The 12371-nt window shown below is 68.7% G+C and carries 11 protein-coding genes; 2 read left to right on the top strand and 9 right to left on the bottom strand.

The window, feature by feature from the left end; genetic code table 11:
- Nucleotides 1-30 precede the first annotated feature (30 nt).
- Nucleotides 31-765, top strand: a complete 735-nt coding sequence (gene lpxH, locus ACFOPO_RS02440; protein WP_386700486.1) for a UDP-2,3-diacylglucosamine diphosphatase — start codon at nucleotides 31-33, stop codon at nucleotides 763-765.
- A gap of 105 nt (nucleotides 766-870) precedes the next feature.
- Here lpxH and ACFOPO_RS02435 read toward each other — a convergent pair whose 3' ends face one another.
- The 7 genes from ACFOPO_RS02435 to ACFOPO_RS02405 form a co-directional block, all read right to left on the bottom strand.
- Nucleotides 871-1677 (bottom strand): ferritin-like domain-containing protein, encoded by an 807-nt coding sequence (locus ACFOPO_RS02435; RefSeq protein ID WP_386700484.1) that lies wholly within the window; start codon nucleotides 1675-1677, stop codon nucleotides 871-873.
- A 7-nt stretch (nucleotides 1678-1684) separates the two neighbouring features.
- Nucleotides 1685-2023, bottom strand: a complete 339-nt coding sequence (locus ACFOPO_RS02430; RefSeq protein WP_386700481.1) for a ribonuclease E inhibitor RraB — start codon at nucleotides 2021-2023, stop codon at nucleotides 1685-1687.
- A gap of 21 nt (nucleotides 2024-2044) precedes the next feature.
- Nucleotides 2045-3511 (bottom strand): amidophosphoribosyltransferase, encoded by a 1467-nt coding sequence (gene purF / locus ACFOPO_RS02425; protein ID WP_386700479.1) that lies wholly within the window; start codon nucleotides 3509-3511, stop codon nucleotides 2045-2047.
- Between the two features lie 46 nt (nucleotides 3512-3557).
- A complete protein-coding gene (locus tag ACFOPO_RS02420) occupies nucleotides 3558-4130 on the bottom strand; it encodes a CvpA family protein (protein WP_386700477.1) in 573 nt (190 codons plus the stop codon).
- Nucleotides 4131-4193: 63 nt separating this feature from the next.
- On the bottom strand, nucleotides 4194-5228 hold the full coding sequence (locus tag ACFOPO_RS02415; RefSeq protein WP_386700475.1) for an SPOR domain-containing protein: 1035 nt from the start codon (nucleotides 5226-5228) through the stop codon (nucleotides 4194-4196).
- 95 nt (nucleotides 5229-5323) lie between these two features.
- Nucleotides 5324-6613, bottom strand: coding sequence for a bifunctional tetrahydrofolate synthase/dihydrofolate synthase (folC, locus tag ACFOPO_RS02410; RefSeq protein ID WP_386700473.1), 1290 nt, complete (start codon nucleotides 6611-6613; stop codon nucleotides 5324-5326).
- Nucleotides 6614-6724: 111 nt separating this feature from the next.
- Entirely contained in the window at nucleotides 6725-7366 is a 642-nt protein-coding gene (locus ACFOPO_RS02405; protein WP_386700471.1) for a histidine phosphatase family protein, read from the bottom strand.
- A gap of 125 nt (nucleotides 7367-7491) precedes the next feature.
- On the opposite strand from ACFOPO_RS02405, the gene ACFOPO_RS02400 reads away from it, so the two are divergent.
- Nucleotides 7492-7896 carry a DUF3224 domain-containing protein gene (locus tag ACFOPO_RS02400; protein ID WP_386700469.1) on the top strand — a complete coding sequence of 135 codons (405 nt, stop codon included), beginning with the start codon at nucleotides 7492-7494 and terminating at the stop codon, nucleotides 7894-7896.
- A gap of 36 nt (nucleotides 7897-7932) precedes the next feature.
- Here ACFOPO_RS02400 and ACFOPO_RS02395 read toward each other — a convergent pair whose 3' ends face one another.
- Both ACFOPO_RS02395 and ACFOPO_RS02390 read right to left on the bottom strand, forming a co-directional pair.
- The gene (locus ACFOPO_RS02395) at nucleotides 7933-10098 is read right to left on the bottom strand and encodes a S46 family peptidase (RefSeq protein ID WP_386700467.1); all 2166 of its coding nucleotides are present in this window, start codon (nucleotides 10096-10098) and stop codon (nucleotides 7933-7935) included.
- 101 nt (nucleotides 10099-10199) lie between these two features.
- The gene (locus ACFOPO_RS02390) at nucleotides 10200-12362 is read right to left on the bottom strand and encodes a S46 family peptidase (protein ID WP_386701249.1); all 2163 of its coding nucleotides are present in this window, start codon (nucleotides 12360-12362) and stop codon (nucleotides 10200-10202) included.
- Nucleotides 12363-12371: the final 9 nt, after the last annotated feature.

Genomic DNA, 12371 nt, shown 5'->3' with positions numbered 1-12371 from the left:
CGAAGGACGCCGTGCCCTAGAATTCCCACCATGACCACCTTGTTCATTTCCGACCTCCACCTCGACGCCGAGCGTCCACGGATCACAGAGCTGTTTGGCCAGTTCATCCGCAGCGAAGCGCGCGGTGCCGACGCGCTGTACATCCTCGGCGACCTGTTCGAAGCCTGGGTCGGCGACGACGACCCGTCCGAGACCGGCGCCTTCGTCGCCAGCGAGCTGCGCGCACTCGGCCAATCGGGCGTGCCGGTGTATTTCATCCGCGGCAACCGCGACTTCCTGATCGGCGAGGCCTTCGCGCGCCGCGCCGGTGCGCGGATCCTGCCGGATCCGTCGGTGGTGATGCTGTACGGCCGCCCGACGCTGGTGCAGCACGGCGACCTGCTGTGCACCGACGACGTTGCCTACCAGCAGTTCCGCGCGCAGACGCGCCAGCCGCAGTGGCAGGCGCAGTTCCTGTCGCAACCGCTGCCGGCCCGCATCGCCTTCGCCCAGCAGGCACGCGCGGCCAGCAAGGCGCACCAGAGCGGGCTGAAGACCCAGGGCACGATGGAAACCATCACCGATGTCGCCCCGGCGACGGTGGCGGGCACCTTCAGCCGCTACGGCATCGACACGATGATCCACGGCCATACCCATCGCCCGGCGATGCATGAGCTGGATGTCGATGGACACGCCTGCCTGCGCATCGTGCTGGGCGACTGGTACGACCAGGGCTCGGTGCTGCGGGTGAACCCGGACGGGTATGACCTGCAGGCGATTGGCTGAACCACCGTCATTCCCGCGAAGGCGGGAATCCATGGACTTTAGAGCAACGTCAACGGTCAATGGATCCCGGCATTCGCCGGGATGACGTGACTGGGACGACGGGAGCTATCCCGCCAGCTTTTCCAGCGCCGCAAGCTCCTCGTCGTCGAATCCCGCCGCGCTGCGCGCGGAGTGATTGAACGGTCCGTACAGCACCGCCCGCGCGTACTCGGCAATCAGCTCACGGAAACGCGGCGCAGGCTCCACGCCTGCGCGCTCGCAATACCAGCGGAACCAGCGGGAACCGGCCGCGACGTGCGCGACTTCCTCGCGCAGGATCACTTCGAGGATTTCGGCGGTGGCGTCATCGCCGAGCGAGCGCAGCTTGACGATCATCGCCGGCGTCACGTCCAGACCACGCGCCTCCAGCACGCGCGGCACCAGCGCCATCCGCGCCAGGCCATCGTGTGCGGTTTTTTCCGCCATCTCCCACAGGCCGTTGTGGGCGTCGAAGTCGCCGTAGTCGCGACCGAACGCCTGCAGGCGCGCGCGCAGCATCGCGAAATGGCGCGCCTCGTCGGCGGCCACGCCGACCCAGTCGGCGTAGAACCCGGCGGGCATGCCACGGAAGCGGTACGCCGCGTCCCACGCCAGGTCGATGGCGTTGAACTCGATGTGGGCGATGGCGTGGATGAAGGCCGCACGCCCATCGGCGGTGCCGAAGCCACGCTTGGGAAGGTCGCGCGGATGCACCAGCAGCGGGCGCTCCGGGCGCCCGGGCATGCGGATCGCTTCGGGCCCTGGCGCGTTCTCGTCTATGGCCAGCTTGCCGCTGGCGAAGGCCTCGGCGGCGGCGAACGTCAGCGCCAGCTTGTCGTCCGGCGTGATCGCGTCGAGGCAGGCCCGCGCGGCGGAAAACAGCGAGCCTTCCATCCCGGTATCAGTGCGCGGTTTCGTCCGCGGGCGGGCAGCCCCAACCGTCGGCGTAACCACGGTGAGACTCGGCCAGTTCGCCCAGTTGCAGCTCCAGCGCGGTGATGGCCGCGTGCGACGGCGCCATCACGCGGATCACGCACACCTGCCAGATGCCTTCCTCGTCCTCTTCGGCATCCTCGACCATCAGGTCGGGCAATGCGGCCGCCGCTTCGACGAACGCGTCGGCATCGGCCTGCTCGGCGAACACGTGGAAGAACTCGATGCCGCGCGGCACGTCGAGGTCGTCGCCGTCGTCGAGCATCTGCCGCAGCACCTGGCCGTTCTCGTCGTCGGGGATCATCATTCGGCGCAGCTCGTGCATGGCTCAGGCCCTCCGCGTCTTCTTGGCTTCGTCCGAGCGCAGTTGCTTGATGCGCTCGAAGTAACCCGGCTCGATGCCGGTGACGTATTCGCCGTTGAAACACGACGAATCGAAATGCTCGATGTTGTGCTTGGGCCCGGAGACCGCTTCTTCCAGGTCCGACAGGTCCTGGTAGATCAGCCAGTCGCAGCCGAGCAGCGTCTGCACTTCGTCGTCGGTGCGGTCGTGGGCGACCAGTTCCTCGGCCGACGGCATGTCGATGCCGTAGACGTTGGGGAAGCGCACCGGCGGCGCGGCCGAGGCCAGGTAGACCTTGCGCGCACCGGCGTCGCGCGCCATCTGCACGATCTGCTTGGAGGTGGTGCCGCGCACGATCGAGTCATCGACCAGCAGCACGACGCGGTTGCGGAATTCCAGCGGAATAGGATTGAGCTTGCGGCGCACCGACTTCGCGCGCTCGCCCTGCCCCGGCATGATGAAGGTGCGGCCGACGTAGCGGTTCTTGATGAAACCCTCGCGGTACTTCACGCCGAGCACGTTGGAGATTTCCAGCGCGGCGTCGCGCGACGTGTCGGGGATCGGGATCACCGTGTCGATGTCGTGGTCCGGGCGCAGGCGCAGGATCTTCTCGCCGAGCTTCTGGCCCATGCGCATGCGCGCCTTGTGCACCGACACCTCGTCCATCATCGAGTCGGGACGGGCGAAGTACACGTATTCGAAGATGCACGGCGTGTGCATGCGCGGCTCGGCGCACTGGCGCGTGAACAGCTCGCCACGCGGGGTGATCACGATCGCTTCGCCCGGGCGGACATCGCGCAGGCGTTCGAAACCGAGCAGGTCGAGGGCGACCGATTCGGAGGCAACCGCATACTCGTCCTGGCCATTGCCCTGGCGCTTGCCCAGCACCAGCGGACGGATGCCGTTGGGGTCGCGGAACGCCACCAGGCCCAGGCCCAGCACGGTCGCGACCACTGCGAAGCCGCCGACGCAGCGCTTGTGCACGCCTTCGATGGCGCGGAACGCGGCCTCGGGATTGAGCGCCTTCTGCGTGTCGAGCTCATGCGCGAACACGTTCAGCAGCACTTCCGAGTCCGACTCGGTGTTGACGTTGCGGCGGTCCTGCTCGAACACCTCGCGACGCAGCGCGTCGGTGTTGATCAGGTTGCCGTTGTGCGCCAGCGCGATGCCGAACGGCGAGTTGACGTAGAAGGGCTGTGCCTCGTCGGAGCCTTCGCTGCCGGCGGTCGGGTAGCGGCAGTGGCCGATGCCGACGCGGCCTTCCAGCAGCGCCATCGCCTTGGCGTCGAAGACTTCGCTGACCAGGCCATTGCCCTTGTGCACGCGCAGCTTGCTGCCGTTGGCGGTGGCGATGCCGGCGGCGTCCTGGCCGCGATGCTGCAGCACCGTCAGGCCGTCGTAGAGCTGCGCCGCGACGTCGTTATGGCCGACGATACCGAGAATGCCGCACATGGTGATGAGTCCTGCTGAGTAAAGAGGGTTGGTGCTGGCGCGGCCGTCAGGCCTCGCTGACCGGCGCAGGCAGGGCCTGGCCGGTTTCGTGCGCCGGCGCTTGCGGCGCCGGCAGTGATTCTTCACGACCATCCAGGTCGACTTGCGCGGCCACCCAGTCGGGCAGCCAGGTACGCAGCCACTGCGCGCCCGGAACGAACACCGGCACCACCTGCGAGCGTTGCCACTGTGGCTCGCGCGGCATCGCCGTCAGGCCCAGCAGCAACACCAGCGCGCAGGCGACGAACGCGCCACGCGCCAGGCCCAATGCCAGGCCGAGCAACCGGTCCAGCCCGGACAGGCCGACCGACTGCACCAGCTTGCGTACCAGCCAGCCCACCAGGCCGACCACGATCAACACGCCGATGAAACTCAGTGCGTAACCGGCGAGCAGCTCACCGGGACCGGCGTCACCGTCGCCGGCCAGGACCAGCGCCACCTGCGCACCGAACCGGAACGCCACCCATCCCGCCAGCAGCCACGCTGCCAGCGAGGCAAGCACGCCGACGAAGCCGCGCATCAGCCCGAACAGCGCCGATGCCGCCACCACCGCCAGCAGCACCCAGTCGAACGCACTCATGGGGTGCGCCGCCCACGGGTGCGTCGCTCATGTGATGCGCTCATCTGCCCGGCCTAGATGGGGTCAGGGATGCGGTCGGACAATGCCGCTGACGCCCAGCTTGGCCGCGACCTGGCCCTTGAGCTGGTCGGCGTCGGCGCGGCTGGCCACGGGCCCGACCCGGACCCGGTTCAGCATGCCCTTGTCGGTCCGGACCTGCTCGACGAAGGCGCTGAATCCGGCCGCGCGGGCACGATCACGCAACTTGCCTGCCTCCTCGGCACTGCCGAAGGCGCCCAGCTGGACCGCGAAACCGGTATCGGCAGCGGCCGGCCGGGCCGGCGTCGCCGCGGGGGCGGCGCTAGCCACGGTGGTCGGCGCCGGCTTTGCGACGGGCTTGGCCGGGGTTTCGACCGCGGGCTTGGCGGGCCTGGAAGGTTCGGGCGGCAACGGGGCCGGGCGAGCGGCCGGCGTCGAGTCCGCGAGCGGGACCGCCGCCGACACCGCCGGTGCCGACTGCACCGCAGCGGTCTGCGCGGCCGCCGCAGGCGCGGCGGCATCGGCGTCGAGCGTCACGACCTTGGCGCCGACGTCGCTGCGCACGCGCGCCGACTGCAGGCGCGCGGCCTCGGCCTCGGCCAGGGTCTCGTACGGTCCGATGCGGACGCGGTAAAGCGTGCGGCCGCCACTGCCAGGCGCGGCTTCCTGGTAGCCCGGCAGCTGCGCGGACGACAGCGCCTTGACCACCCGGTCGGCGTCGCCGGTGGAGGCGTAGCTGCCGAAGCTCACGGCGTAATTGCCACCGGCGGTGCCGGCGGGCGAATGGGTGTCATCGGGTGCGGGAGCGGTCGCCGCGGCCGTGGTGGTGTCGACTGTCGGCAAGGTGTCGCCATCGCCTGCGTCCATCCCGACGGCCCCGCCCTGCGGTGCCACGCCCGGGGTGACGAGCGGCAGCTCGCGCGTCTCGAATTCGCCCTGCGGCGCATCGGGAAGCTTGAGGGGAACGTCGGAGGCTCCGCTTTCGGGCGCCGGGCCCTTGATCAGCATCGGCAGGAAGATCACCGCCAGCGCGACCAGTACCGTCGCGCCGATCAGTCGCTGTTTCAGGGCAGGTTCCATCGGGTCTCGCACACCGCAGGCGGATTGCCGCGCGAATTATACCCTCGCCGCCCGCCGTGGCCGCGGAACGACGAAAAGTGATTACTTCGTACCGTTCAGTCGCGACCCAGCCACGCGAGCGCGGCGGCCGCGGTGTGGAACGAACCGAACACGATCACGCGGTCGCCCGGCGTCGCCCGTGCGTGCGCTTCGCGCAGCGCGGCCTCGACGTCGGCATGGCGCGTGGCCGCGGCCGCAGGCGTATCCCGGAGGCGCTCGGCCAGCGCCTCGACACTGCCGCCGCGCGGGCCTGGCAGGCCGGCCAGATGCCAGTGCCCGACCTGCGGCGCGATCGCGGCAACCACGCCCGCGACGTCCTTGTCGGACAGCGCCGCGTACACCGCGTGCACCGCACCGGCCACCGGGTTTTCCGCCAGCCATGCCGACAGCGCGCGCGCCGCCTGCGGGTTGTGGCCGACATCGACCACGACCTCGACGCCAGCGCGATCGAAACGCTGCAGGCGACCACTGACGTCCGCATGGGCGACGCCCTCGGCAATGGCCTGGCGCGGCACGGCCTTGCCCAGCGCGCGCAGCGCGGCGATGGCGACGGCGGCGTTGCGCAGTTGCACCGGCGCCGCCAGGCGCGGCATCGGCAGTTCCTGCCGGTAGCCGACCTCGCGCCAACGCCAGCGCGCTGGCAGCGCATGGCCATCGGCATCGACCTGCGCCGGCAGCACCTCGAAGAAGAAATCGTTGCTGATGCGCCAGGTCGAGGCGCCAATGCGGTAAGCGTGGCCGAGCACGCTCGACGGCGGATCGTCGTCGCCGAGCACCAGCGCCTTGCCCATCCGCGCGATCCCGACCTTCTCCGCGCCGATGGCCTCGCGCTCGTCGCCGAGGTAATCCTGATGGTCGAGGTCGACGGTGGTGATGATGGCGACATCGGCATCGACCAGGTTGGTCGCGTCCAGGCGCCCGCCCAGGCCGACCTCGAGGATGGCCAGGTCCAGCCCGGCGCGCTCGAACAGCCACAGCGCCGCCAGCGTGCCGTACTCGAAGTAGGTCAGCGCGACGTCGCCGCGTGCGGCCTCGATCGCCTCGAACGCGGCGACGAGATCGGCATCGCTGGCGTCGTTGCCGTCGATGCGGATGCGCTCGTTGTAGGCCAGCAGGTGCGGCGACGTGTAGGCACCGACCTTGCGGCCGGCGGCGCGCGCGATCGCCTCGATGAAGGCCACCGTCGAGCCCTTGCCGTTGGTGCCGCCGACGGTGATGACCTTCTTGCCCGGGCGCTTGAGGCGCAGGCGCCGGGCCACTTCGCCGATGCGCTCCAGGCCCATGTCGATGGTTTTCGGGTGGATGCGCTCGATGTACTCGAGCCAGTCGGCAAGCGTGCGGGTCATCGCCGCATTATCGCCCGCCCCTGCATGGCCTGTCCTGCCGGGAGTGTCCTGCCGGGAGTGTCCTGCCGGGAGTGTCCTGCCGGGAGTGTCCTGCCGGGAGTGTCCTGCCGGCTACAGCGCCCGATGCACCGCTTCGCCGAACAGCAGCGTGTGGTGGCTGCAATCGTTGAGGCGGACCACTTCGAGATGGTCGACGTCCGGGCCTTCCAGCAGGTTGATGGTGGTGGGCGCCTGGCGGAAGCCCCACAGCCGCGACAACGGGATGCCCAGCACGTGGCACAGCAGCACCCGGTTGACCGCATCGTGTGCAACCACCAGCAGCGTGTCGCCATCGCCCAGGCCATCGGTGGCGCGGGCGAAGGCCGGCCAGGCGCGGTCGAACACGTGCTGCAGCGACTCACCCTCCGGCATCAGCACCTCATGCGGCGCATCGCGCCAGGCCTGCAGGCGCTCGCCGTCGCGCTCGCGGATCTCGCTGGCGAGCAGGCCTTCCCACGTGCCGTGGGCGATTTCCATCAGGCCCGGGTCGAGGGTCAGCGGCAGGTCGCGCTCGCCCAGGGCGAACTCGGCCGTCTGCCGGGCCCGTGTCAGCGGCGATGCCACGGCGCGGGTGATCGGCAGTTCGCGCAGGCGCTCACCCAGCGCACGTGCCTGGCCGATGCCGACCGGCGACAGCGGGATGTCTTCCTGGCCCTGGTAGCGGCCTTCGGCGTTCCACGGCGTCTCGCCGTGACGGGCTAAGAGGATGCGCATGCTCTGGTCTGTGGGGACGACAGCCCTGCAGCCTAGGCAAATGGCGGCGACGGCACAACCGTTGCACTGGCAACCGCTGCAGTCGTGAGCGAGGATTCACGCAACGACCGCGCAGGGAGCACGACATGGCACACCAGGTGAAGGGCGAATTCGAGGTCAAGCGCACGCCCGAGGGGGGCTGCGACCTGGGCGACGGCGCGGTCGCCGGCCATTTCCGATTCGACAAGCGCTTCCATGGCGCACTCGATGCGACCGCGGTGGTGCACATGCTGGCGGTCGGCACCGAGGTCGAAGGTTCGGCGGCTTATGTCGCCGTCGAGCGCATTGCCGGCGCGCTCGATGGCCGTGTCGGCGCGTTCCTCACGCAGCACACCGGCACCCTCGATCGCGGCGCGCCGACACTCACCGTGACCGTGGTGCCGGACTCGGGCAGCGGTGAGCTCAAGGGGCTGTCGGGGCGGATGACGATCGATATCGCCGACGGCAAGCACTACTACAGTTTCGAGTACGAGCTTGCGCGGGAGGAGTGAGGCGCGCGCGTCCCGGGTGCGCTGCGCTTACCCGGGCTACTGCTTCTTCGGGACGGCCAGTTCCTGCAGCAGTTGGGGGGCCGGGTAGACCTCCTGCATGATCCAGCGCATGTAGCGCTGGTCGACCGAGATCATCCGCGTCATCGCCGGATCGAACACCCAGTTGCTGCTGACCGATTCCCAGTTGCCGTCGAAGGCCAGGCCGACCAGCTTGCCCTGTGCGTCGAGCACCGGTGAACCGGAATTGCCGCCGGTGATGTCGAGGTCGGACAGGAAGTTCACCGGCACGGTGCCAAGCTTCTTGTCGGCCAGGCCTGCGTAGTTCTTCGCCGCGACCGCATCGAGCAGCGCCTTGGGCGCATTGAACGGATCCTGGCCGGTGGCCTTGGCCGCCACTTCCTCCAGGCGCGTGAACGGCACCTGCTTGCTGCCGTCGAGCTTGGTGTAGCCGGTGACGTTGCCGAAGGTGATGCGCAGCGAGGAGTTGGCATCGGGGTAGACGAACTGGCCCTTGCTCTTGCGGTAGTCGGCCACCGCCTGCAGGTACACCGGTCGCGCCAGCAGCGCATCGCCGGCACGCGCCTTGCCTTCGCTTTCCAGCTGCAGCACGGTCGGCATGATCGCCACCGCGAACTGGATCGCCGGGTCCTTGCTCTTCTCCAGTTCGGCGCTGCTGGCCGTCATCAGCCGCAGGCGCTGCTCGGTGATGCCCAGGTTGGTCTTGGCCAGCTTGTCGAGGGCGCGATTGATCGCCTTGTCGTCACTGCCACCGAGCCACTTCTCGACCGCGGCGACGCGCTGCGACGCCGGCAGCTTGGTGTACTCACGCAGCCAGTAAGCCTGCAGCTGGCGATCCATCGCCGGCACGTAGCGACGCTCCATCTGCCGCATGCCGCCTTCGAAGGTGGCCATGTCGCGCTGCTGGTAGCCCTGCTCGCGCTGCGCATCGGGCTTGGCGCGCTCGAGCGACAGGCGGTACAGCTGGGTCGCGGCACCGAGCACGCCGGTGCTGCGCAGTTGTCCGAACACCAGGTCGCGTTCGCGATTGACACGCGCGGCATCGTCAAGCTGGATCAACTTGGCGTGCGCGGCCAGCGCTGCCTCGCCCTTGCCGCCCTGCTTGCGCAGCCAGTCGAGCACCGCGGTTTCCTCGGCCTGCTTGGTGCTGGCGGCATCGATGCGCTTGAAGCCGGCGAGCTGGCCGTCGTAGTTCTTCATCGTGTTCTGCCAACCCTTGACGGTGTTGGCGTACTTCACCGCGACGTCGGGGTTCTTGCGTCCCTCGGCCCGGACCAGCGCGACCAGGTCCTTGTAGTGGCCGGCGATCGTCGGATAGGTCCAGTTCGCGGTTTCCTCGAACTCTTCGGCCAGCGCGTAACGCGCGGTGCGGCCGGGGTAGCCGGCCACCATCACGAAGTCGCCGGCCTGGAGCGGCTTGTCGGCGAACTTCAGCCACGCCTTGGGCTGGTAGGGCACGTTGTCGGGCGAGTAGGCCGCGGGCTTGCCATCCTTGCCGACATAGGCGCGATAGAACGCGAAGTCGCCGGTGTGGCGCGGCCAGGTCCAGTTGTCGACCTCACCGCCGAAGTTGCCCACGCCAGCGGGAGGCGCGTACGCCAGGCGCACGTCGCGGATCTCGAGGTTGCGGAACAACCGGTAGGTGTTGCCACCGGAGAAGCTGTACAGCCGGCAGCGGAATCCGGCTTCGCGCTCGCACGAGGCCACCAGCTGCTTCTCGATGTTCTCCAGCGCGACCGTGCGGCCCAGCGCATCGGGTGCGGCGGCGATCGCGTCCTGAACCTGGCGGGTCACGTCCTGGATCGTGTCGAGCGCATAGATGCGCGCATTGGGACCGGCCGACACTTCCTGGGCTGGCGTGGCGGCGTTGAAGCCGTCCTTGATGAGGTTCTTCTCGGGCGTGGAGTTGAGCTGGATCGCGCCATAGGCGCAGTGGTGGTTGGTCACCACCAGCCCCTGCGGCGAAACGAAGCTGGCGGTGCATCCGCCCAGCGAAACCACCGCGGCCATCGGGTCGCCGGTGAGGTTGGCCAGTTGCTTGGGATTGAGCTTGAGGCCGGCCTTCTTCAGCGGGCCGGCGATTTCCGGCAACTGCTGCGGCACCCACATGCCCTCGCCTGCCCGGGCGGCGCCGACGCCAGCCATCGCACCCAGTACCGCAACTGCCAACACGCCATGACGCATGCATCCGCTCCGAACAGGAAGATCAACGGTCGAGTCTAGCCTTTGCCGCGCCTGCACGGCCATGGCAAGGACCATGGCCGCGTTCAGGTTTGACGGAGTGGTTATTCCGCCGGCAGGTTCATTTCCTTGAGCAGGTGCGGCGCCGGATACACCTTCGCCAGCAGCCAGCGCAGGTAACGCATGTCGACATGGATCGCGCGCTTGTAGCGCGGATCGAACATCCAGCTCGCGCTCACCGCTTCCCAGTTGCTGTCGAAGTTCAGCGCGATCAGGTCGCCCTTGGCATCGAGCACGGGCGAGCCGGAATTGCCGCCGGTGGTATCGAGGTTGGTCATCAGGTCGACCGTCTGCGTGCCCAGGCTGGGCTCGGCGGTGCTGCCGAAATCGCCCTTGGCGATTGCGTCAAGCAGCGACTGCGGTGCGTTGAACGGCTCCTCGCCGGTGTGCTTCTCGACGATGCCCCGCACCGTCGTCAGCGGCAGGTAATGAACGCCGTCGCGCGGATCCATGGCACTGATGCGGCCGTAGCTCACGCGCAGCGTCGAGTTGGCATCCGGGTAGACGGCTCGGCCCTGCGAGTTGCGGTAGGCGATCAACGCGCGCATGTAGGCCGGGCGCAGGCGCAGCAGTTCGCCCGCATTGGCCTTGTTCTCGTCTTCCATGCGCTGGATCGCCGGCAACAACTTCGCTGCGGCCTTGAGCAGCGTGTCGCCGGATTCGGCCAGCGTGGCGGTGTCGGCGTTCATCGCATCGAGGCGCGTGGCTTCGTCGCCCAGCTTCGTGCCTGCGTACAGCGCATCCAGGCGGTACTTCAGCTGCGCCGGCGAGATGCCGAACACCGCATCGAACTCGGCCACGTGTTGCGGCGCCGGCAACGCCAGGTACTGGGTCAGCAGCTCGGTCAGCAGCGCCTTCTCGATTGCCGGCGCGTAGCGGCGCTGCACCTGCTTGAGCTGGCCGGTGATCAGCACTTCGTCGCGCTGCTGGTAACCGCTCTCGCGCTCTGCGTCGGGCTTGGGACGCTCCGCGGCCCAGCGCTGCAGCGTGATGGCCGAACGCAACAGTTGCGACTGCGACTGGATCAGGCCCAGCAGCTGGTCGCGCTCGCGCGTCGTCACGCCCCGATCGATGACCGCCTGCGCGGCATCGATGTCGGCGCGCGTGGCGGCGGCATCGGCCTGCTTGTCCAGCCATGCGTACATGGCGGCCTCGTCGTCGCTGCGCACCTTGGCGGCATCGCTGCGAATCAGGCCGTCGAGTTCGCCCTGTGCACGCTTGAGGGTGTTCTTCATGCCGCGCACCTGCGAGGCGTAGCTCACGCGCGCGGCTTCATCCTTGCTGCCGCCTGCCTCGATCACGTCGATCATGCGCTGGTACAGCGCCACGCGCGACGGCAGCTGCCAGTCGATCTGGTTGGCGAACTCCGACGCCATGCGATGACGGAACGTCACGCCCGGATAGCCGGCCAGCATCGCGAAGTCGCCGTCCTTGACGTTGCGCGTCGACACCTGCAGGTGTGCCGGCGGCACATACGGAACGTTGTCGGGCGAGTAGTCCGCCGGCTTGCCGTCCTTGCCGACGTAGGCGCGCAGCAGGGTGAAGTCGCCGGCATGGCGCGGCCAGACGAAGTTGTCGACTTCGCCGCCGTAGTTGCCGATGTCGTTCGGCGGCGCGTAGACCAGTCGCACGTCGCGCAGTTCGAGCTGGCGCACCAGGTAGAAGTCGGTGCCGTAGTACATGTTGGCGACGCTGCAGCGATAGCCCGGCTCGCTTTCGCACTGGCCGACGGCAGCCTTGCTGGCGCTGTCGACGGCGTCGAAGTACTCGCGCCCCTGCTTGCCGCGCGCAGCAGCGAGGATGCGGTCGGTGATGCGGTCGAAACCGGTGGTGACCAGCACGCGGTAGTCGGGATTGGCCGGCAACTCAGCGGCCCGGTCGCTGGCGATGTAGCCGTCCTTGATCAGGTCGCGGTCCGGCTTGGAGTTGTACTGCACGACGCCGAAGGCGACGTGGTGGTTGGTCAGCACCAGGCCGTCCTGGGACACGAACGCGCCACTGGCACCGCCGACCTTGACCACCGCATTCATCGGCGGCCGCGCCAGTTCGGCCAGGTCGCCGGGCTTGCCCTTGAAGCCGGCCGCCTTGAGCTGGCGGGCGATATCAGGCAACTGCGACGGCATCCACATGCCCTCGTCGGCGCGCGCGGCGCCCGCTCCCAGGCCCAGCAACAGGGATACAGACAGAACGGACAAACGGTGGCGCATGGTCGACAT

It is taken from the genome of Lysobacter sp. GCM10012299 (assembly GCF_042649405.1).
Classification (GTDB): domain Bacteria; phylum Pseudomonadota; class Gammaproteobacteria; order Xanthomonadales; family Xanthomonadaceae; genus Lysobacter_J.
This window is presented reverse-complemented; position numbering and strand designations above follow the sequence as displayed.